Raw genomic sequence first — 22001 nt, forward strand, 5'->3', positions numbered from 1 at the left:
GCAATTACCTGAGTGATTGTGGCTTTGTGCGCGTTGGATGCCTCCAATGCTAAAGCCCCACTCAGGTACACGGATGATGAGTCAAACCTCGCAATTCAGCCTTCTTGGCAAGCAGCGGTTTTTGCCCTTCTTTATTACCCAGTCGCTGGGTGCGTTCAACGACAACCTGTTCAAGCAGTCGTTGATCCTGGCCATTCTCTACAAGCTGGCCATCGACGGTGATCGCTCGATCTGGATCAACCTCTGCGCGCTGCTGTTCATTCTGCCGTTCTTCCTGTTTTCGGCGCTGGCCGGGCAGTTCGGTGAAAAATACCCCAAGGATGCTTTGATCCGTCTGATCAAGCTGGCGGAAATCGGCATCATGGCCGTTGGTGCGATCGGTTTTTTGACCAATCATCTCGCGTTGATGTTGCTGGCACTGTTTGCCATGGGGACCCACTCGGCCCTGTTCGGCCCGGTCAAGTACTCGATCTTGCCGCAAGCCCTGCATGAGCAGGAATTGGTCGGTGGTAACGGGCTGGTGGAGATGGGCACGTTCCTGGCTATTCTGGCCGGCACCATTGGTGCCGGGGTGATGATGTCCAGCAGTCACTATGCACCTGTGGTGGCCTGTGCCGTGGTTGCCGTGGCGGTGCTGGGCTACCTCTCCAGTCAGTGGATTCCACGGGCCAGCGCGGCGTCGCCGCAGATGAAGCTGGACTGGAACATCTTTACCCAGTCCTGGGCCACCTTGCGCCTCGGGCTGGGGCAGACCCCAGCGGTATCGCGTTCGATCGTCGGCAACTCCTGGTTCTGGTTTGTCGGGGCCATTTACCTCACCCAGATTCCGGCCTACGCCAAAGACTGGCTGCACGGCGACGAAACCGTCGTCACCCTGGTACTGACCTTGTTTTCAGTGGGGATCGCCCTCGGCTCTCTGCTCTGTGAGCGCCTCAGCGGCCATAAAGTGGAAATCGGCCTGGTGCCGTTTGGCTCGTTCGGCCTGACCCTGTTCGGTTTGCTGTGGTGGTGGCATTCCGGCGATGTTCCGGCGGCGGCAACCCCTTACGACTGGTTGGCCTTGCTGGGCATGGCCAAGGCCTGGTGGATCTTGCTGTCGATTGTCGGCCTGGGCGTGTTTGGCGGCTTCTATATTGTGCCGCTGTATGCCTTGATTCAGTCGCGTACGCCCGAGCAGGAGCGCTCGCGGGTCATCGCCGCCAACAACATTCTCAATGCGCTGTTCATGGTGGTGTCGGCGATTGTCACCATCGTGCTGTTGAGCGTGGTGGAGTTGAGCATTCCCCAGCTGTTCCTGGTGGTGTCGCTGTTGAACATTGGCGTTAACACCTACATCTTCAGGATCGTTCCCGAGTTCACCATGCGCTTCATGATCTGGCTGCTCAGCCACTCCATGTACCGGGTCGAACACCGTGACTTGCAGCAGATCCCCGAGGAGGGCGCGGCACTGTTGGTGTGCAACCATGTGTCGTTCGTGGATGCGCTGTTGATCGGCGGCGCGGTGCGGCGGCCGATTCGCTTTGTCATGTACTACAAGATTTACCAGCTGCCGGTGCTCAATTTCATCTTCCGCACGGCGGGTACCATCCCGATTGCCGGACGCAATGAAGACGCCGAGATTTACGAGCGTGCTTTCAAGCAGATCGCCGCGTATCTGGCAGACGGCGAACTGGTGTGCATCTTCCCAGAGGGCAAGCTGACCAGTGACGGCGAAATTGATGAATTCAAAGGCGGGCTGAGCCGGATTCTTGAGCAAACCCCAGTGCCGGTGATTCCGTTGGCGTTGCAGGGGTTGTGGGGGAGCTTTTTCAGCCGCGATCCGGCCAAGGGCTTTTTCCGTCGGTTGTGGTCGCGGGTCACCTTGGTTGCCGGGGCCGCCATCCCGGTAGAGGCAGCGGCGCCGGCGATGTTGCGCGAGCGGGTCAGCCAGTTGCGTGGCGACGCTCGCTGAAGGGGCAGGGCAAGGTCAGCTGGCGCTGACCTTGAGGCCTACCAGGCCAGTCACAATCAAGGCCACGCTGGCCAGGCGCACCAGCGCCATGGATTCACCGAACAGGATAATGCCGGCGATCACCGTGCCAACGGCGCCGACACCGGTCCAGATCGCGTAGGCCGTGCCCAGCGGTAGCTCTTTCATGGCCAGGCCCAGCAGGCCGAGGCTGATAACCATGGCGCCGACCGTCAGCAGCGTGGGCAACGGACGGGTAAAGCCGTCGGTGTATTTCAGGCCAACCGCCCAGCCTACTTCGAACAGGCCAGCGAAAAACAGGATGATCCAGGACATGCAGGGTCTCCATCAGGGTGATGGGGCCGTCCCCGAAATGGTCACGCAAAGCGTCGTGAGGCCGTCCTCACTGGGAGGGTAGGGTAAAGTTGCACGCTTCAAGCTGCAAGCGGCAAGTAAAAGCACAGGGCTCGGTGGGGTGGGGGCGGGCTTGCCCCGCGATAGCGATCTGTCAGGCAAATCGCATCGCGGGGCAAGCCCGCTCCCACCGGGTGCTGCATTAATAGCCCGATAGCCTGGCCATCACGGGCACCGTTTAAACCCCTTGCGGAATCTCTTCGCCGCCCAGCGCTTCGAACAGCGCTGGCAGGAACTCGCCAAAGGTCAGCATCATCAGGGTGAAGCTGGCGTCCAGTTGGCCCAGGGCTTCGTCGCCGCCGTCTTCTTCTGCCTGATCCTGCAGCAGTTCCTCAAAGCGCAAGCGCTTGATCACCATCTTGTCGTCCAGCACGAACGACAGTTTGTCTTGCCAGGCCAGGGACAGTTGAGTCACCACCTTGCCGGTACCCAGGTGCAACTGGATCTCGTCGCTGGTCAGGTCCTGGCGTTTGCAGCGCACGATGCCGCCGTCTTCGTGGGTGTCACGCAGTTCGCATTCGTCCAGCACAAAGAAGTCTGGCGCCGCTTGCTGGGTCTTTACCCAGTCGGTCATGGTCGCGCTTGGGGCGATTTTTACGGTGACCGGGCGCACCGGCAGCGAGCCCATCACTTCACGCAGGGTCGAGAGCAGGTCTTCGGCGCGTTTGGCACTGGCCGAGTTGACCAGGATCAGGCCCTGCTTGGGGGCGATAGCGGCGAAGATCATCGAGCGGCGAATAAAGGCACGCGGCAGGAAGGCCTGGATGATCTCATCCTTGATCTGGTCGCGCTCCTTCTTATAGACCTTGCGCATTTGTTCGGCTTCGATCTCGTCGACCTTCTCTTTGACTGCATCACGCACCACGCTGCCAGGCAGAATGCGTTCTTCTTTACGCGCGGCAATCAGCAGGAAGTCACCGCTGACATGAACCAGCGGGGCATCTTCACCTTTACCGAATGGCGCGACGAAACCGTAGGTGGTCAACTCCTGGCTGGCGCAAGGGCGTGCAGGCTTGCTGGCCAGAGCGGTTTCCAGTGCTTCGGGGTCGAACGGGACTTCCTGGGTCAGGCGATAGGTCAGCAGGTTTTTGAACCACATGGGGTGAATCTCTCCTTACATATAAGGAGGGCATTATTCTCCGAGCGGGTGCTTGAGGCCAAGCCTGCTAAGTCGTTGGAACGCCTGAAAAAATTTTTTAAAAAAGTGCTTGCCAGAGTGTTCGGTGCTCCGTAGAATGCGCGCCACACCGAGACGAAAGGGTGATTAGCTCAGCCGGGAGAGCATCTGCCTTACAAGCAGAGGGTCGGCGGTTCGATCCCGTCATCACCCACCACTTCTCAGTGTATCGCGCAGCGGTAGTTCAGTCGGTTAGAATACCGGCCTGTCACGCCGGGGGTCGCGGGTTCGAGTCCCGTCCGCTGCGCCATATTTAGCTTCCAGGGCCCACTGAACACCCGGAAGCAACAAAGAAAGCGACCTTAGGGTCGCTTTTTTTGTTTCTGGCATTCGTCCAGAATCCACCAGCACGCTGGTACGTCGCTGCTTTCTCGGTGCCAGCCCCTACTGAGCAAGAGATCAATCATGCAGGATGCAAACAACACCCCAGCGCCTTTGCTGGGTATCGACCTGGGAACCACCAACAGCCTGGTCGCTGTCTGGCGCGATGGCCAGGCGCAATTGATCCCCAACGCCCTTGGCGATGTCCTCACCCCTTCGGTTGTCAGCCTCGATGAAGACGGCAGCATTCTGGTCGGGGCGGCAGCGCGAGCGCGCCTGACCACGCACCCTGATCGCACCGTCGCTGCCTTCAAGCGTTTCATGGGCAGTGATAAAAAACTGGAACTGGGTCAGCAGTCGTTCAGCCCCGAAGAACTCTCGGCGTTGGTGCTTGGCGCCTTGAAAGCAGACGCTGAGGCCTTTCTCGGTTGCCCGGTGAGTGAGGCGGTGATTTCGGTACCGGCGTATTTCAGTGACGAGCAGCGTAAACGCACCAGTTTTGCCGCCGAGCTTGCCGGGCTCAGCGTGCAGCGCTTGATCAACGAGCCGACTGCGGCAGCCATGGCCTACGGCCTGCATGAAAAGAAGTTCGAGCGCACGCTGATCTTCGATCTGGGCGGCGGCACCTTTGACGTTACCGTGCTGGAGTACGCGCTGCCGCTGATCGAGGTGCATGCGTCGACCGGCGATAACTTTCTCGGCGGTGAAGACTTCACTGCGGCGCTGCTGCAAGCCTGTCTGCAGGACTGGCAGCTCAAATCGTCAGCGCTGACGCCACAAGCATTGTCCAGCCTGGCCGATGCCATCGAACAGCTCAAGTGCAAGCTGGGCGAGGGTGAGCAGCAGCTGAGTTGGGACGGCGCCGGTGAAAATCGCCAATGGTCACTGGATGAAGCGCGTGCGCAAAAAATCTGGGCCGGGCTGCTGGCGCGCATTCGCGCCCCGATCGAGCAGGCCATGCGTGATGCCCGGGTCAGCCCCAAAGACCTCGACAGTCTGGTGCTGGTTGGCGGCGCCACGCGGATGCCGGCGGTACAGCAAATGGTTGCCACGCTGTTCGGCCGTTTGCCGTACCGGCACTTGGATCCGGACACCATCGTCGCCCTCGGCGCCGCCACCCAGGCGGCGTGCAAGGCCCGTGACGAGGCGATCGAAGAGCTGATTCTCACCGATGTCTGCCCGTATACCCTGGGCATCAGTGCCATGCGCGGCGAGGAAGCCGTCGGTGTGTTTGCACCGATCATCGAGCGCAATACGGTGATCCCGACGTCCAGGGTCAAGCGGTTCTACAGCACCCATGCCGATCAAACGATGATTCGTATCGAGGTGTACCAGGGCGAGCGACCGTGGGTGCGTGACAATATCTTTGTCGACGCGTTCGACATTCCACTGCTACCCAATGGCGCGATCCAGAGCCTGGATGTGCGCTTCAGCTACGATATCAACGGCTTGCTGGAAGTGGATGTAACCCTGCTCGCCACCGGCAAAAAGCTCAGCCACAGCATTGATCGCAGCCCCACAGGGCTTGATCAGAAGGCCCGCAAGGCCAGCCATGCACGGCTGGCGGAGCTGAAAATCCATCCCCGTGATGCATTGCCCAACCGCACCCTGCTGGCCCGCCTGGAGCGCGCCTGGATGCAGAGTCTGGGTGAGGATCGAGAGCAGATCGGCGGCTGGCTGGACGAGTTTTCCACGGCCTTGGCCAGCCAGCAACCGGAGCAGATCAAGCGTCAGCGCCAGCGCCTCACAGAGGCGCTGGAACATCTGCGGTTCTAGCCGTTCAAGCGTCGCAATGCAGCTTGCAGGCCGCCCTGCAGGTTGTCTTGCGAGGCGTTTTGCGGCGGTAAACCGTAGCGATTGGGCAGCGGTTCACCGCGCAACATCAGCAGCACCAGCGGCAGAAAGGGCAGGAACGGCGTCAGCGCTGCGAACACGATCAGCGTTGGGATTCCCCGGCCGATGTCGTGCAGGCGGCGCAGGCTGGCACTGACGAGCAGAGCGATGAACAGCACGCCGCAGAGCAGCTGCATCGACGCATTGGGCGCCATCAATGTCAGTATCGGGCCGAGGAGGATGCTGCCCAGCACTTGCGCGGCATAGCCCTTGCGACCGAGGCGGCTGCCCAGTTTCCACACGTGTGAGGCGGGTGCCGCCAGACGGCCGGATTTCTCCGCCAGCAACCGCTCAGACCACGACAACAACGCCATCATGGCGGCACGAATGCCGGTGTCCATGCCGGGGAAGTCTTTGGCCCGTTGCAGTTCCATGAGCACTTTGACCTGCGGCACACCGGCATGGCCGTAGCGGGCCAGGTTCTTCAAGGTGTCGAGCGCGGAGTAGATCAAGTCACTGTTGAGTAGAAAGTCTTTTTCGAGGATGTTGCTGGGTGGGCGTACCGGTTCGCCTTTGATCAGGCCATCGCGGAACGGCTCGAACCAGTCCCCGGAGCAAGTCAGGTTGGCGATGCGTTGCAGCACGTCGCGGTGCTGCTCGGCGTTCAGGCTTGGGTCGTGATAGAGCACGGCGCACAGTAGCAACAGCCCGAGCATGTCGTCTTCGAAGGCGACAGGGTCGCGTTCAAGGCAGGCGTACAGCTGCTGGTTGCTTGGCAAGATGCTGCTGTCCAGCGCTTGTTGCACGTTCGACAAGCGTTCGCCTATCAACCGCTGCAGTGGGTCGTTCTGGTCCAGCCAGCCCAGCAAGCCGTTGAGGTTACCCTGCTGCGCTTGCAGTTGCAGCATCACCTGCTGCAGGGGCATAAAGGGGTGATCTGCCGGGTAGGGCATGGCCAGCAAAGCCGGTGATGTCATGTCCAGCCAACGTTCCGGCTGATCGATCAAGGTCAGCATGAACAGATTTTGTTGGTGCCAGGTCCACACGTCGCCCTCGGCAGGCAAGGGCGGCAGTTCGACACCCGCTGCCGCCAGTTGCGCGATCAACGCAAGGCCGTACGGCGCCGGGAACAGCGATCCCGGATTGATCTCCTCGGTCAGTTGCAGCACGCCCGCAGCAGGGTAACTGCGCATACGCCGCATCCACTCGCGACACACGGCCCGGGCATTGCCTTGGAGCAACGCTTCGGGCAGCTGTGCTTGCGCAAAGGGTGGATTGATGAAGTCGGTCAGGGTCAGGGCAATCGGCGATTCGCCGAGCCAGTGCAGCTGCTGTGTGGCCTGATACTGGAAGCCTTCGATGATCAGCGCGTCGAGCGGGTCATCGCCGAGCGCCTGGTCTTTGACCTGGCGCAGTAGCTTGATGTCGCCGCGATGCAATGCCCAGGCATGACGGTACAGGTGCTGCAGGTGCGGGTCGGGGTGTTCATCCAGTAACCAGGCCAACAACGGCTGTTCATCGTTAGCGTACAAGCGCCAGCGGACGAAGGTGCCCGCAATGTCAGGCAACTCCAGGCGAGCGGCTTCGAACCAGCGTGTCAGGGTTTCCGGGCACTGCGATGGGCTGCCCCAGATCTGTTCTTCGGCGTCCAGCGCTTCTGGCCAGGTACGCACCGGCTGCAGCCGGTCGAAAGCTTGAATCAGCAGTGGCAAACGTTGTGGCTGGTGCGTGCGGCAGAGGTCCAGCAGCCAGCGTGCAGCCCGCGGATGCTGATGTTCTCGCCACAGGCGGGTCCAGCACTGGCGCGCCAGCGCTTCCTGACCACAGGCGCTGCTCTGGCAGGCCAGCAGGTACAACAGGTCGACATCGTCCGGGGCCTGGCGTTGCTGTTCGGCCACCAGGGCGCACAAGGTCGGGCTGCCAATACCGGCCTGGCTGAACTGCACCAGCACACGCTGGATAAAGCTGGCATCGTCGGGCAACGCCACGCAAGTGTGCATCGATACGAAGTGTTTGTACTCGGACAGTGGCCGATGATGGAACAGGTGTTCAAGGGAGCGGGCGTACCACAGGGTTTCCACTTGAGCTTCTGCCGACCAGTCTTTCATCAGCGAGGTGTCGAAGGGGTCTGATTCGGCGATACGCTCAAGGAAGGCTTCCACCTGCTCCGGTTGCTCCAGGTACAGCAACTGGCTGGCCCAACCCATGCGTGCGGCCAGCAACTGCACGCAGTTGTGCGACAACGGACTGGTGTGCATCAAGTCGTTCAGTAGCGGCCAACGAACCTGCTCCAGCTCATCCAGCGACAACTGATCGAGCTGTTCGATAAAGGCATGCCAGGCGGCCAGGTTGAAGCGCTGGGCCGGGTCGTTGAGCAGCTGTTTGAAGGCCGCTTTGCTGCGCTCGTGCGGTCGTTCCTCGCGGGGCGACGCGTCGTCGGTTGCTTGTTGCTCACGGGCCTGCTGCAACGCTGTTTCATAGGCCTGGCGCAGGGCCTGGAAACCTTCCGGGTCGGTTTCCGGATGGTGCTCTGGCAGGCGCGCGCGGTAGGCGCCACGAATCACGTCGGGGTCGGTGGTCGGCTCAATGCCCAGGTGGATCCAGCAACTCATGACCAGGCATCCTCTTCCAGCGTGTCAGGGCGTTCAGGCAGGTTCAACGGCAGGTCCCAGGGCAGGTTGGCGAGCAGTTCACCGGCACCGTTGTAAAGGTTGTTGAGCAGGCAGCGGTTCCAGTGCTCGTCACCTTGACGCATGAGGGTCTGGGCCAGCTCGGCGTCGTTGGCTTCCGAGCAATTCCACAGGGCCTTGCCGAAGAGGTAGCCAGCGATATAGGCGTTCCAGCTGCTGTAGTAATGCCGTGCACGCAGGGCCAGGCGACCTTGTAGCCAGAGGCTTTCATGGAGACTGATAAAGCCTTTGCGCAGACCGCTGCGCAGCAAGAAGCCCATGCGCCCCAGGTCCCACGCGCGTACGCCGCCCGGGCCGCATTCGGCCAGGGTGCGGTAGGCGAATTGGTACTGGATCTGCTGGCGCGGCTCCAGTTGCGCCACAGCCTCCTGCCACTCGCTGGGCAGGCAGCGCCCGGCTTGCCAATAGGCGTTGTTAAGCTCGGTGGCATGACCGTTGTCGGCCATGGACAGCATGTCGAGCAATTGCCGGCGATTGGTGATGCCCCACCATTTCTGCAAGTCCGCTTCGTCTTCGTCTTCGACGGCGTAATAGGTGGCGGCGGTGTAGCTGGCGCCATTGAGGGCGGCCATGGGCGCGGAAAGGGCGAAAAGCCAGTGCTGCTCTATTTCTTCCATGAAAAAACTCCGGGGCCGGGAGGCGAAGGTGCGGGGCCGGCCAAAGTGGCGTGAATTGTAAAGTCCTACAGGCTGTGCGGCAAATTCGCTATGAGCTGCCTTGGTGCAGGCACACCCAAGACGGTGCGCAGCTGACACAGCGCTGCTGCGCGCAAGCCCGCAACAGCGGGCTTCTGCTGTTCTGGCGCGGCCCTTGCAACGGCTTGCGCATTCGGCAATCAACGCAGATTGCCCCGATCACGACAAAGGCGCCGTGTTGCCCAGCTTGTTAATACAAGCCGGGGCAGCAGGGCGCCTTTTTGTTTGCGCAAGCAGGAGGTAGGCAGATGAGCAGCACTCAAGTGCGCAGTGTTTGCCCGTATTGTGGTGTGGGCTGCGGTATTGTCATGACGGTTGAGGGTAACCGGGTGAGCAAAGTCAGCGGTGACAAGCAGCATCCGAGCAACGTGGGTCGCTTGTGTACCAAGGGGCTGACCGCGCATCAACCGCTGCGCGAGTCCGGACGTATGGAGCATGCTTACCTGCGTGAACTGCGTCAGCGTGACCCGGTGCAAAGCGCAATGGATGCAGCAATCGAGCAGACTGCCCAGCGTTTGCGCGCAACTCTTGAGGCGCATGGCCCAGATGCCCTGGCGTTCTATGTGTCCGGGCAGATGTCGCTGGAAGCCCAATACCTGATCAACAAACTGGCCAAGGGCTTTATTCGCAGCCGTCACATCGAGTCCAACTCGCGCCTGTGCATGGCCAGCGCCAGCAGTGGCTACAAATTGTCGTTGGGGGCCGACGGCCCGCCCGGCAGCTACCAGGACTTCGAGCGCGCCGAGGTGTTTTTCGTCATCGGTGCGAACATGGCCGACTGTCATCCAATCCTCTTCTTGCGCCTGCTCGACCGCCGCAAGGCCGGTGCCAAGTTGATCGTGGTTGACCCCCGACGCACCGCCAGCGCCGACAAGGCCGACCTGTTCCTGCAGATCAAGCCAGGCACCGACCTGGCGCTGCTCAATGGCCTGTTGTACCTGCTAAGGCTCAACGGCCACTGCGACGCGGATTTCATCGCGCGCTACACCGAAGGCTGGCCCGCGTTGGACGAGTTTCTCGATGACTACACCCCGGAGCGGGTCGCGGCCATCACCGGGCTTGCCGAAGCGGATATCCGCCAGGCGGCCGAGTGGATTGGCCAGGCGCCGGAATGGATGAGCTGCTGGACCATGGGCCTGAACCAGAGCATCCATGGCACCTGGCACACCAATGCCGTGTGCAACCTGCACCTGGCCACCGGGGCGATCTGTCGGCCAGGCAGCGGGCCGTTTTCCCTGACCGGCCAGCCCAACGCCATGGGCGGGCGCGAGATGGGCTACATGGGCCCCGGCCTGCCTGGCCAGCGCTCGGCCCTGGTCGACAGTGACCGCGCCTTCGTCGAGCAGCTCTGGCACATCCCCGCTGGCAGCCTGCGCCGTGAAAGCAGTGACGGCACAGTGGCGCTGTTCGAGCAGATGGCGGCCGGGCAGATCAAGGCCTGCTGGATCATTTGCAGCAACCCGGTGGCCAGTGTCAGCAACCGCCAACAGGTGATCGACGGCCTGCAGCGAGCAGAGCTGGTGATCACCCAGGATGCTTTTCTCGACACCGAGACCAATCGCTACGCCGATGTGCTGTTACCTGCCGCGCTCTGGGCCGAGGGTGAAGGGGTGATGATCAACTCCGAGCGCAACCTCACGCTGATGGGCAAAGCCATCGAACCACCGGGTGAAGCATTGCCCGACTGGCAGATCATTGCCCGGGTCGCCTGCGCCATGGGCTACGCCGAAGCGTTCAGCTACAGCAGCGCCGAGGCCGTGTTCGAGGAAATCCGCCAGGCTTGGAACCCCGCCACCGGTTACGACATGCGCGGTATCAGCTATGCCGGCTTGCGCCAGGCGCCGCAGCAATGGCCTAGCGCGCCTGGTCGCCGCGACACGCGCAGCCCGGTGCGCTATCTCAACGATGGCAGCAGCCAAACGCTGCACCGCGACGCGGATGGCCAGGCACCGGCCATCGCCTTTGCCACACCCACCGGCAAAGCGCGGTTTTTCGCCCGGCCTTGGCTGCCCAGTGCAGAACTACCTGACGATGAGTATGCGCTGGTGCTCAACACCGGACGCGTCCAGCACCAATGGCACACCCTGACCAAGACCGGCAAAGTCGCGACCTTGAACAAGCTCGATCCCGGCCCTTACGTGGAACTGCATCCCGACGATGCCCAGCGTCTGGGCATTGCCGAGCATGATCAGGTCCAGGTGCGGTCGCGCCGAGGCCAGGCGCTGTTGCCGGCACGCATCAGCACGCGGGTGTTGCCGGGTAACTGTTTTGCGCCGTTTCACTGGAACGATGTCTACGGCGACAACCTGGCGATCAACGCGGTCACCAGTGATGCCATCGACCCGCTGTCGCTGCAGCCTGCGTTCAAGTATTGCGCGGTGGCCTTGAGCCGGGTCGCAGGTCCACGAATCCCCGCCACACCGATTGATCAGGAGTACGCCCCGATGCCGACCGACCCCCTGAGCCGCTTGCTCGGCCTGGAAAGCAGCGTTGAACTGGTGCTGGCTGAGGATGAAAAACACTACATGCACGGCTTTGCCCTTGGCTTGCGCAGTGCACAGACGAGCGTAGCGGGTGTGCCCACCTTGCCGCTCAGCGCGCCCTTTACCGCGGCACGGCGGCTGCTGATCGATGGGCTGCTGGCAGGCTTGTACTCGCGTTGCGCTGAACCACAAATGCCGACACTTGAAGCGCCCCGGCAGTCGCGGCATTGGCTGCTCTGGGCCTCGCAAACCGGCAACGCTCAGGCCTTGGCAGAACAGAGCGCCGAGCACCTGCGCAACGCGGGCTTTGCCGTGCAATTGAGTTGCATGGAGGCGGTCACCCTCGAACAATTGCAGGACGCCGCCAGCCTGTTGCTGATTGCCAGCACTTTTGGTGACGGTGACGCCCCCGACAGCGGTGCAGCGTTCTGGCAGGCGTTGCAGGGCCAGCAGGCTGCTCGCTGCGCAGGCGTGCCCTATGCCGTGCTGGCGCTGGGCGATTCCAGCTACGACCAGTTCTGCGGCTTTGGTCGCAAACTTGATCAGCGTCTGGCTGAGCTGGGTGGGCAGCGCTTGCTCGAGCGGGTCGAGTGCGAGGGGGACATCGAAGCGCCCACGGCGCAGTGGCTACAAGCGCTGCTCGACAAACTGGGAAGTACCACCTCGGTGGCTCCAGCGCCCAAGCCGGTCGCCGCCGCATCGGCTTTCAGCAAGCAGCAACCGCTGCAGGCACGGCTGTTGGAAAACCGCGTGCTCAACAGCCCGGGCGCCAGCAAAGAGACTCGGCAGATCGTGTTTGAACTGGCCGACAGTGGCTTCAGTTATCAAGCGGGTGATGCCCTGGGGGTGTGGCCGCGCAACTGCCCGGCGCTGGTCGACGAACTGCTGACAGCGGCTAATCTGCACGGCGGCGCAGCGGTCAGCCTCAAGGGCCATGCCGACATGCCGCTGGCCAAGGCCTTGAGCGATCATCTGGAGATCGCCCGGATTACCCCGGTAATGCTCGAGCACTTTGCGCAAAACCGTGCTGACAGCGTGCTGCACGACTTGCTCAGACCGCAGAACAAAGCAGCGCTCAAGGACTGGCTATGGGGCAAGCAACTGATCGACCTGGTACACACCGTCAAGCCTGAGCTCGATCTCGACACCTGGCTGAGCCTGCTCAAGCCCTTGCAACCACGGTTGTATTCGATCAGTTCCAGTCCTAAATGCCACCCGGATCAGGTGCACCTGACCCTGTCCACCGTGCGCTATGGCCAGCGCAAAGGTGTTTGCTCCAGCTACCTGGCCGACCGTGCGGCGCAGGCTGAAGTGGCCATTTTTACCCAGTCCAGCGCGCACTTTCGCTTGCCCAAGGACAGTAATGCGCCAGTGATCATGGTCGGCCCCGGTACCGGCATCGCGCCGTTTCGGGCGTTCTTGCAGGAGCGTCAGGCCGAGGGCGCCAAGGGGCGTAACTGGCTGCTGTTCGGCGAGCAAAAAGCGGCCAGTGATTTCTACTACCGTGATGAACTGCTGGCCTGGCAACGCGAGGGGCATCTTACCCGACTGGATACCGCGTTTTCACGTGACCAGCCGCAAAAGATCTATGTGCAACAACGCATGCTCGAACACGGCGCCGAACTCTGGCGCTGGCTGCAAGAGGGTGGCCACTTCTATGTGTGTGGCGATGCCGAGCGTATGGCCCGCGATGTCGATGCCGCCCTCAAGCAGGTGGTCGCTGCGTACGGTGACTTGAGCGCTGAGCAGGCCGACGCCTATGTGACGGAGCTGAGTCGCAGTAAACGCTACGTACGCGATGTGTACTGAGCGCCCCATAACAGGGAACGCTGCACCAGGCTGGGTCGTCATTGACTGGCTGAAACAGTAGAAACCGCCGTTTTAAAGGCTTTGGCAGTTGGCACGCTCCCTGCTTTTGTACCGTTACAACGTTCCCGCAGGTCAATGGCGATCTGCAGGTGGAACCACATAAAACGACCAGGCAAAGGCGCCTGGAGCTTCGGCTCCAGGCGCCTTTTTTGTTTTTTCGGGGCACGCCCCAGCAGCACCGCCACCGTGAATGGCCTTGAGTGAGGATCGGCTATGAATGCAGCAACAACCATCGCCCAACGGCAAAAACTGATCATCGTCGGCAACGGCATGGTTGGGCATCACTGCGTCGAACAATTGATCGAGCGGGGCGCCTTGAGTCGCTACGAACTGCGGGTGTTCGGTGAAGAGCCTCAGCGTGCCTACGACCGTGTTCACCTGTCTGAGTACTTCAGCGGCAAAGACGCTGAAACCCTGGCCCTGAGCAGTGCCGGGTTGTATGCCGAGCATGGCGTTACCCTGCACCTGAACGAAGCGGTGCTGGAAATTGATCGCCAGCGCCGCGAGGTGCTGACCTCGCGGGGGCGCTACCGGTACGACCAACTGATTCTGGCTACCGGCTCTTATCCCTTTGTGCCACCGATCGATGGCTGCGAGGGGGCGTCGCGTCTGGTGTATCGCACCCTTGATGACCTCGATGCCATCCGCGCAGCGGCAGCCAACGCCCGGCGTGGGGTGGTGGTCGGCGGTGGTCTGCTTGGCCTGGAGGCGGCCAATGCGCTGAAGTCGTTGGGCCTGCAAGCCCATGTGGTGGAGTTCGCCCCGCGTTTGATGCCGGTGCAACTGGACGCTGAAGGTGGCGCGGCCTTGCGGGCGCAGATCGAGGCGCTGGGCGTCGGCGTACACGTATCGCGGGCGACCCAGGCCGTGGTGGCAGGTGACGAGTATCGCTACCGCATGAACTTTGAGGGCGGCGAATTTATCGAGACTGACCTGATCGTGTTTTCCGCCGGTATTCGCCCGCAAGATGCCCTGGGCCGCAGCAGCGGCCTGGAAGTGGCCGCCCGCGGCGGCGTGGTGATCGACAGCGACTGTCGCAGCAGCGATCCGCGCATCTACGCCATCGGTGAGTGCGCCTCATGGAACGGCAGTGTGTTTGGCCTGGTGGCGCCCGGCTACAGCATGGCCCGCAATGTCGCTGCAGCCTTGGCCGGTGAGAGCGGCGCCGGTTTTGCAGGCGCCGATATGTCGACCAAGCTCAAACTGCTGGGCGTCGACGTTGGTTCGATTGGTGATGCCCATGGCGCAACACCGGGGGCGCGCAGCTACCGATTCATCGACGAAGCCAATGCGGCTTACCGCCGCCTAGTGGTCGATGCCAGCGGTAAACGCGTGCTCGGTGCGGTACTGGTGGGCGACAACAGCTACTACGACACGCTGTTGCAGTACGTCCAAAACGGCATTGCCCTGCCAGCAGATCCAGCCGCCTTGATCCTGCCGCAAACCGCCGGCGCCCCTGCGCTGGGGGCCGACGCGTTGCCGGACACTGCCACCATCTGCTCCTGCCATAACGTCAGCAAAGGCGCGATCTGCAGCGCCATCGACAACGGTTGTGGTGAGTTGGCAGCGCTCAAACAGCAAACCAAGGCCTGCACCGGTTGTGGCGGTTGTGCGGCATTGCTCAAGCAGGTCTTCGAACATGAACTGATTGCCCGTGGGGTCAGCGTCGATAAGAGCCTGTGCGAGCACTTCGCCTACACCCGGCAAGAGCTCTATGCCTTGGTGCGGGTCGAAGGCATCCTTAGCTTCGACGAGATGCTCGCCCGCCATGGTCGCGGCCACGTCGGCTGCGATATCTGCAAGCCCACCATCGGCTCGATCCTCGCCTCGTGCTGGAACCAGCCGATCATGGACCCATCGCTGGTGCCGTTGCAGGACACCAACGACACCTTCATGGCCAACATGCAGAAAAACGGCACCTACTCGGTGGTGCCGAGGATTCCTGGTGGCGAGATCACCCCGGAGAAACTGATCGTTATCGGTCAGGTGGCGAAAAAATACGACCTCTACACCAAGATCACCGGTGGCCAGCGCATCGACCTGTTTGGCGCGCAACTGCACGAATTGCCGGCGATCTGGAGCGAGCTGATCGACGCCGGTTTTGAAACCGGTCATGCCTACGGCAAGTCCACGCGCACGGTGAAGTCCTGCGTTGGTAGCACCTGGTGCCGTTACGGCGTGCAAGACAGCGTACAAATGGCCCTGACCCTGGAAGACCGCTACAAGGGCTTGCGCTCACCGCACAAACTCAAGTTCGCCGTCTCCGGCTGTACCCGTGAATGCGCTGAAGCGCAGAGCAAGGACATCGGCGTGATTGCCACCGAAAAAGGCTGGAACCTGTACATCTGCGGCAATGGCGGCATGCGTCCGCGGCATGCCGAGCTGTTCGCCACCGACCTGGATGATGCCGGGCTGATTCGCCTGATTGACCGGCTGCTGATGTTCTACATCCGCACCGCCGACAAACTGCAGCGCACCTCGGTATGGCGCGAGAGCCTGGAAGGCGGGCTGGGCTACCTCAAGCAGGTGATCATCGACGACAGCCTGGGCCTGGGCGCCGAGCTTGAGACGCAGATGCAACTGGTGGTCGATCGTTACGAGTGCGAATGGGCCAACGCCCTTAAAGACCCGGAAAAGCTCAAGCGCTTCAGAACCTTCGTCAACGACCAACGGCCAGACCCTGGTGTGCATTTTGTCCGTGAACGCGGCCAGCGCAGGCCGATAGCGGCGGCTGAACTGCATTTGATTCCAACCACTGAAGAGGTGCTGTGATGAGCCTGTCCACTGTTGCTGTAAACCTGCAAACGCATGACTGGCAAGTGGTCTGTAGCCGCCAGGATCTGGTTGCGCAATCGGGGGTGGTGGTGTGGTTTGAAGGCCGTCAAGTCGCGCTGTTCTACCTGCCGGAGCAGGACACGCCGGTGTTTGCGATCGATAACCAAGACCCCAAGTCCGGGGCCAATGTCATCGGCCGTGGCCTGGTTGGCCAGCTCAAGGGCGAACTGGTGGTAGCCGCGCCGTTGTACAAACAGCATTTCAGCCTGAACGATGGGCATTGCCTGGAAGATCCGCAGCAGGCCTTGCAGGTCTGGCCGGTACGGATCACCGGCGAGCAAGTAGAAATCGCCCTGTAGGCGCAACTACTGGTGGGAGCGGGCTTGCCCCGCGATTGCAGTGCGGCAGGCATATAGCATCGCGGGGCAAGCCCGCTCCCACAATTATCGGTGTGTAGGAGCCGGCCTTGTCGGCGATTGGGTCAGTGCAAGGCAGTTGCTCCCACAGTGGTGCATGCTCCTATAGACTCTGGGGCATGAACCTCGATACCCGCATCAAATTCCGCCATCTGCTGTGCTTTCTCGAAATTGCCCGCCAGGGCAGTTTCGCCAAGGCGGCAGATGCCATGGCGATTAGTCAGCCGGCGATTTCCAAAACCCTCAAGGAGCTTGAGGACCTGCTGCAAACCCGGCTGTTCGAACGCAGCAAGCAGGGCGTCGAATTGACCGCTGCCGGGGTGCATTTCATGCGCTACGCCGGGCCCAGCGTGCAAGCCTTGCGCGAAGGCGTAAGCAGCTTGCGCGGTGAACAGCATGCACCGCCGCAGGTGCGGATCGGCGTGCTGTCTACCGTCGAAAGTCTGCTGATGCCAGAGGTGCTGTGCCGCCTGCATCAACGCCATGAGCAACTGGTGGTGAGTGTCGCGACCGGGCCGAGTGCCCACCTGTTGGCACAATTGCACGTCGGCGAGCTGGATCTGGTCATCGGGCGCATGACCGACAGCCCGCAAATTCAGGGCCTGATGTTCGAGCACCTGTACAGTGAATCGATGTCGCTGGTGGTGCGCCCCGGGCATCCATTGCTGTCCCACAAGCCAATCGAGCGCAGTCTGCTCGGGCGTTATCCGCTGGTGCTGCCATTGGCCGGCACCACCATTCGCAAGCATGCCGACAGCCTGTTCGTGCAGTGCGCCATCGAACAGCCTGCGCAACGCCTGGAAACCCTTTCGCCGGCCTTGAGCCGCCGCTATGTACAAAGCAGCGACGCAGTCTGGGTGGCGCCGCGTGATGCGGTGCGTGTCGATCTGGGCCGTGGCGAGTTGTGCGAGCTGGACCTGGGCGTCCAGGAACCGGGCGGTTCGGTGGGTATTTGTAGCAACGCTGCGCTGCCGCAGAGCCTGGCGGCGCGCTGGTTGTGCGAGGTGCTGCGGGAAGTGGCGGGGCAGTACCGCGACGGCAGCTATCCATGAAAGAGAGGCAATCTTACAAACAGCTACAAAACCTCGGTAATCAAGTTGCCCAACGGCGTTGTCCCGTCAATACTGGCCACTGGCTGCAGCTCGGTATGAAGAAGGTTTTACCTGGCTGAACTTATCCGGCTTTTCTTGCTCTCATGCCGGTAGCCATTGGTTGTGGCCGCCTGATAAGCTCGCGGCTTTACTCGATTGCCCTATTGGCGCATGAACAAGGAAATAGCATGAAACAGCATCGGTTGGCGGCTGCGGTTGCCCTGGTTGGTCTGGTCCTGGCGGGTTGCGATTCGCAGACCAGCGTAGAGCTCAAGACGCCGGCACAGAAAGCCTCCTACGGTATTGGCCTGAACATGGGCAAAAGCCTGGCTCAGGAAGGCATGGACGACCTTGATTCAAAAGCGGTTGCTCAAGGCATCGAAGATGCTGTCGGCAAGAAAGAGCAGAAGATCAAGGACGAAGAACTGGTTGAAGCCTTTGCTGCCCTGCAAAAGCGCGCTGAAGAGCGCCTGGCCAAGATGAGCGAAGAGTCGGCTGCCGCCGGCAAGAAGTTCCTAGAAGAAAACGGCAAGAAAGCCGGTGTCGTTACCACCGCTTCCGGTCTGCAGTATGAAGTGATCAAGAAGGCCGATGGCGCTCAGCCAAAGCCGACTGACGTGGTCACCGTTCACTACGAAGGCAAGCTGATCGATGGCAAGGTCTTCGACAGCTCGGTTGAGCGTGGCAGCCCGATCGACCTGCCGGTCAGCGGCGTGATTCCAGGTTGGGTTGAAGGCCTGCAACTGATGCACGTTGGCGAGAAGTACAAGCTGTTCATCCCGTCTGACCTGGCGTACGGCGCTCAAAGCCCAAGCCCGATGATTCCGGCCAACTCGGTCCTGGTTTTCGAACTGGAACTGCTGGGTATCAAGGATCAGGGCAAGCCTGAAGCCGATAGCGCTGCCGAGTAATCTGCGCGCTGTTCAGACAACGCCCCGTCTCGACGGGGCGTTGTCGTTTCTGTAACCGCCTCGAACCCATGGGGGCAACAGCGGTCAGAACTGCTGCAAGTGCCACGGAAAAGGTGCAGGATGGGTAAAACGTTTGCGCCATTGAAACAGGTGTGTAAAAAACGCCCGATTTAAGCCCAGCCCTTGCCCGGCGGGCGCCCTGAGCTGCAAAAGTGGCTCTGTTCACAAGGTTATCCACAAATAATGTGGATAACATTTCCCCCGTGTCGGCCCAGGAGGCTGTATGAAAGCACCGTGGAACTTCGCCCGTTTTCTACCGCTGGCTGAGCGACTGCTTAGCCGGGGTCGTCTGCCGGCACTGATTTTTGCCGTGGCGCGTAAAGGGCCCCGGCTCGGCAAGCTGCGTGAAGACGTGCGTCTGATGCAGGCGCTGTGCCTGGCTTGGTGGCGCGGCGAGTACCGCACCATCAGCCCCAAAGCATTGGTCACCGTGGTCGCCGGGCTGCTGTATTTTGTCAGCCCGATCGATGCCATCCCAGACTGGTTGCTGGGTGTCGGCCTTCTCGATGACATCGCGGTACTGGCCTGGGTCCTCAAGGCCGTGTCTGATGAATTGGCCGCTTTCAGCGCCTGGCGCAATCGTCAGGCGCCAGAAAAACTGCGGGTGGTTGAACGCCTGCCCGCCACCCCGGAAGCCCTGCGTCTGGAGCAGCCAAAAGGCTAATTACATCAGGCCCCTGCACACCTCTGTTGGCTGGTAATATAATTGGCATAAGGATTATGCCTACAGATTACATCCAGTAATCCTACAAGAGGGGTTGTAATGGGTATTCAGGTCATCAGCCGGGACGGTCAACCCGAGTATGCGGTTGTACCCTGGGAGCAGTATCAGGCATTACTGAAAGCCGCTGGCCAGCTTGAGCCAGCGGTTGTTGCACAGACACCGCCAGCCCCTCCAGAAAGCGCCAGCTTGCCGAACTTCAGCGAGCTGGCGCGTTTGCGTGAGGGCAAAGGGCTGAGCGCCGAGCAACTGGCGCGCAGCGTCGGTATCAGCCCGGTGTATCTGGCCCTGATCGAAAGCGGCGAGCGTCAGCCGGATGCCGCGATTCGCCGCAGCCTGGCCTGGGAGCTAGGCGTCGTCGGCTGGAGTGAGCCATCGTGAGTAGCGTACGGATCAGCCGCCAGCACTGGGAGGGCTTGCTGGGCGAACTGGACCTGGCCCGTCGCCAACGCCATCTTCTTACCTACCGCGCCCTGCTCGAGCGCCTGCAGTTGCCCAGCCCCGCCATGCAGACGCTCACCGCCGCGCTGGAGCATCTGGCGGCGCTGGATGCCCGTGCCGAGCAACCGCTGCGCAGCTCGTTGGTTATCAGCCAGGGGGCCAGCCGTTTGCCGCGCACCGGCTTCTTCGAGTGCGTTGAGCGCCTCGGACGTTTTTCCGGGCCCTCGGATGGTATGGCGGCGGCTTCCTGGCACGCTTCGGAAGTGGTCAGGGTGTTCGAGTACAGCTACCCGGAAAAAGAAGAGGCCTGAGCGGTTGCTGCGGTATCGATCAGGTACAGGCTGAAACCGGCATGGTCTTTGGCGTGGTGCTTGGCCTTTGACGCCAGTTCCGCCAGATGCCCGGCATCGAGGCTGGCGCAGGCTTCTGCGCGCAATTTCACGACACCAATCGACAGCGACAGCAGGGCGAACTCCTGACGCTGCCCTTGGCGGTTGAGCGCAACAAAACAGCCCGCCTGCACATGCTCGGGGCGGTAGAAGCGTCGGCACTGCTTCTGAAAGTCTTCCAGTAGCATTTGCAACCTGAGCTCCCAGTCCGCAGAGCTGAGCACCAGCATGAAGTCGTCGCCACCGATATGACCGACAAAGTCATGATTGGGGTCGACCCGTTCGTTCAAGCACTGGGCCAGGCACAGCAAGACCTCATCGCCGCGGGCGTAGCCGTAGATGTCATTGAAGGGCTTGAAGCTGTCGATATCCACATAGCAGATGGCGGCCTCGCGTTGCTGTTGCAGCAAACGGCTCAGGCATTGCTGGATCGGCACGTTGCCAGGCAGCAAGGTAAGCGGGTTGGCGTAGCGTGCTTGCTGGATCTTCTGTTCGGTAATCAGCTTGAGCACATCGATGACCCGGCCCAGGCCCAGGTAGCGACCGTTGTGGATGATGATGAAATCTTCTTCGATGCGCTGGCGTGCGCGGCTGGTGAGCAGGCGGCTGACCTGTTGCAGCGACTGCGTCAGCTCCACGGCGAGAAAGTCGTCGCTCATCAGCCGACTGATCGGCTTGCGGGCGAACAAGTCGGTAGCGAACGGCTTGAGCAGGGCATCAGACAGCGAGTGGCGATGGACGATGCCGCAGGGTTGGCGGCGTTCGTTGAGCACCGCCATGGAGTTGAGGTTGGCCTGGCGTCGAAACAGCTCCAGCACCTGTGCCGTCGGGGTGTCCTGAGTGACAGCAGGTTGTTCGTTGAGCAGCGCCGCGAGGTTGCCGGTGTCCTCGTTGAGCACCTGAACGCCACGGTCCGGGGTGCCGAGCATCTGCTGGATATCCCGCGAGGGATGCTCTTGCGGGCGACCCAGCAAGTAGCCTTGAACCAGGTCGACGCCCATCTCGGTCAGCACCTTGAGCTCTTCGGCCAGCTCGATGCCCTCGGCGATTACCTGGGCCCGTGAGGCACGGGCTATTTGCAAAATAGAGCCGACGAACTCGCGCTTGACCGCATCCAGGTGAATACCGTCGATGAAGTGGCGATCGATCTTGACGTAGTCCGGGCGCAGCTCCGACCACAAACGCAGGCTTGAATAGCCAGCACCCAGGTCATCCAGGGCAATGGAAAAACCCATGTCTCGGTAGTGGTGCAGGGCATTGAACAGTAGCTGGAAATCGTCGGTGGGGGTTTGCTCGGTCAGCTCAATGACCACCCGGCTGGGTGGCAGGCCCATGTCGTGGAGCATTTTCAGGGTGCGCCCGGATTGGTACTGGGGTTCGAGCAGCGATTCTGGCGAGACGTTGAGAAACAGCTTGCCCTCCAGCTGTTGCTGGCTGAAGCGGCGGCAGGCGCTTTCCCGGCAGGCCACTTCCAGGTCGGTCAGGCGCCCGGCCTGGCGGGCCACCGCAAACAGATTGATCGGTGAGTGCAGCGGGCTGTTGGACGGGCCGCGGCTCAAGGCTTCGTAACCGAGGATGCGCCGCTCAGACAAGCATACGATCGGCTGGAACAGGCTATGCACGCTGCTTTGAGCAAGAATGGTGCTCAACGCGCTGAGCTGTTCGGTCACGGTCATGGCGGCACTACCTTGAAAAAAAGGGACTGAGGCCAGCGGCGCTCAGTCCCTTATTTCACGACAGAATCGTGACTGTTTAATGACGCAATAG

Annotated in this window: 16 protein-coding genes and 2 tRNA genes; 12 read left to right on the forward strand and 6 right to left on the reverse strand. The window is 61.4% G+C overall.

Going from position 1 to position 22001, the window contains the following annotated elements; all coding sequences use genetic code 11:
• Positions 1-76 precede the first annotated feature (76 nt).
• A complete protein-coding gene (locus ACP6KB_RS06995; protein WP_442114269.1) occupies positions 77-1951 on the forward strand; it encodes an MFS transporter in 1875 nt (624 codons plus the stop codon).
• A gap of 15 nt (positions 1952-1966) precedes the next feature.
• On the opposite strand, the gene sugE is transcribed toward ACP6KB_RS06995, so the two are convergent.
• Positions 1967-2284: a quaternary ammonium compound efflux SMR transporter SugE gene (gene sugE / locus ACP6KB_RS07000; RefSeq protein ID WP_442112833.1), complete on the reverse strand. Its 318-nt coding sequence runs from the start codon at positions 2282-2284 to the stop codon at positions 1967-1969.
• Between the two features lie 256 nt (positions 2285-2540).
• Complete coding sequence (rdgC, locus tag ACP6KB_RS07005; RefSeq protein WP_442112835.1) at positions 2541-3461, reverse strand: recombination-associated protein RdgC; 921 nt, start codon at positions 3459-3461, stop codon at positions 2541-2543.
• Between the two features lie 159 nt (positions 3462-3620).
• Here rdgC and ACP6KB_RS07010 point away from each other — a divergent pair.
• From ACP6KB_RS07010 to ACP6KB_RS07020, 3 genes are all read left to right on the forward strand, one after another.
• A tRNA-Val gene (locus ACP6KB_RS07010) sits at positions 3621-3696 on the forward strand.
• Positions 3697-3712: 16 nt separating this feature from the next.
• Positions 3713-3789 (forward strand) — tRNA-Asp (locus ACP6KB_RS07015).
• Positions 3790-3944: 155 nt separating this feature from the next.
• The gene (locus ACP6KB_RS07020) at positions 3945-5636 is read left to right on the forward strand and encodes an Hsp70 family protein (RefSeq protein WP_442112837.1); all 1692 of its coding nucleotides are present in this window, start codon (positions 3945-3947) and stop codon (positions 5634-5636) included.
• Here the strand turns inward: ACP6KB_RS07020 and ACP6KB_RS07025 are convergent.
• Together ACP6KB_RS07025 and ACP6KB_RS07030 are read right to left on the reverse strand one after the other, a co-directional pair.
• Positions 5633-8305, reverse strand: a complete 2673-nt coding sequence (locus tag ACP6KB_RS07025; RefSeq protein ID WP_442112839.1) for a DUF805 domain-containing protein — start codon at positions 8303-8305, stop codon at positions 5633-5635. The two genes, ACP6KB_RS07020 and ACP6KB_RS07025, sit on opposite strands and share 4 nt — an antisense overlap.
• Positions 8302-9000 carry a DUF1266 domain-containing protein gene (locus ACP6KB_RS07030; protein WP_442112841.1) on the reverse strand — a complete coding sequence of 233 codons (699 nt, stop codon included), beginning with the start codon at positions 8998-9000 and terminating at the stop codon, positions 8302-8304. Before ACP6KB_RS07030 ends, ACP6KB_RS07025 begins: the two co-directional genes overlap by 4 nt.
• Positions 9001-9326: 326 nt before the next feature.
• Between ACP6KB_RS07030 and ACP6KB_RS07035 the strand changes: the two genes are divergently transcribed.
• Positions 9327-13370, forward strand: a complete 4044-nt coding sequence (locus tag ACP6KB_RS07035) for a molybdopterin-dependent oxidoreductase (protein WP_442112843.1) — start codon at positions 9327-9329, stop codon at positions 13368-13370.
• A 38-nt stretch (positions 13371-13408) separates the two neighbouring features.
• On the opposite strand, the gene ACP6KB_RS07040 is transcribed toward ACP6KB_RS07035, so the two are convergent.
• Positions 13409-13615 carry a hypothetical protein gene (locus ACP6KB_RS07040; protein ID WP_442112845.1) on the reverse strand — a complete coding sequence of 69 codons (207 nt, stop codon included), beginning with the start codon at positions 13613-13615 and terminating at the stop codon, positions 13409-13411.
• Positions 13616-13643: 28 nt separating this feature from the next.
• On the opposite strand from ACP6KB_RS07040, the gene nirB reads away from it, so the two are divergent.
• The 7 genes from nirB to ACP6KB_RS07075 all read left to right on the forward strand — a co-directional run bounded on the left by nirB (position 13644) and on the right by ACP6KB_RS07075 (position 20156).
• Positions 13644-16202 (forward strand): nitrite reductase large subunit NirB, encoded by a 2559-nt coding sequence (gene nirB / locus ACP6KB_RS07045; protein WP_442112847.1) that lies wholly within the window; start codon positions 13644-13646, stop codon positions 16200-16202.
• On the forward strand, positions 16202-16564 hold the full coding sequence (nirD, locus tag ACP6KB_RS07050; protein ID WP_442112849.1) for a nitrite reductase small subunit NirD: 363 nt from the start codon (positions 16202-16204) through the stop codon (positions 16562-16564). Before nirB ends, nirD begins: the two co-directional genes overlap by 1 nt.
• A gap of 176 nt (positions 16565-16740) precedes the next feature.
• On the forward strand, positions 16741-17673 hold the full coding sequence (pcaQ, locus tag ACP6KB_RS07055; RefSeq protein WP_442112851.1) for a pca operon transcription factor PcaQ: 933 nt from the start codon (positions 16741-16743) through the stop codon (positions 17671-17673).
• A 227-nt stretch (positions 17674-17900) separates the two neighbouring features.
• Positions 17901-18623 carry an FKBP-type peptidyl-prolyl cis-trans isomerase gene (locus ACP6KB_RS07060; protein ID WP_442112853.1) on the forward strand — a complete coding sequence of 241 codons (723 nt, stop codon included), beginning with the start codon at positions 17901-17903 and terminating at the stop codon, positions 18621-18623.
• 283 nt (positions 18624-18906) lie between these two features.
• Positions 18907-19347: a YkvA family protein gene (locus ACP6KB_RS07065; RefSeq protein ID WP_442112855.1), complete on the forward strand. Its 441-nt coding sequence runs from the start codon at positions 18907-18909 to the stop codon at positions 19345-19347.
• Between the two features lie 99 nt (positions 19348-19446).
• A complete protein-coding gene (locus ACP6KB_RS07070) occupies positions 19447-19785 on the forward strand; it encodes a helix-turn-helix domain-containing protein (protein ID WP_442112857.1) in 339 nt (112 codons plus the stop codon).
• Positions 19782-20156, forward strand: coding sequence for a hypothetical protein (locus tag ACP6KB_RS07075; protein ID WP_133215943.1), 375 nt, complete (start codon positions 19782-19784; stop codon positions 20154-20156). The genes ACP6KB_RS07070 and ACP6KB_RS07075 overlap by 4 nt, the downstream gene beginning before the upstream one ends.
• Here the strand turns inward: ACP6KB_RS07075 and ACP6KB_RS07080 are convergent.
• A complete protein-coding gene (locus tag ACP6KB_RS07080) occupies positions 20132-21910 on the reverse strand; it encodes a bifunctional diguanylate cyclase/phosphodiesterase (protein ID WP_442112860.1) in 1779 nt (592 codons plus the stop codon). The two genes, ACP6KB_RS07075 and ACP6KB_RS07080, sit on opposite strands and share 25 nt — an antisense overlap.
• Positions 21911-22001: the final 91 nt, after the last annotated feature.

The sequence above is a fragment of the Pseudomonas sp. NUPR-001 genome (genome assembly GCF_052147955.1).
Lineage (GTDB): Bacteria > Pseudomonadota > Gammaproteobacteria > Pseudomonadales > Pseudomonadaceae > Aquipseudomonas.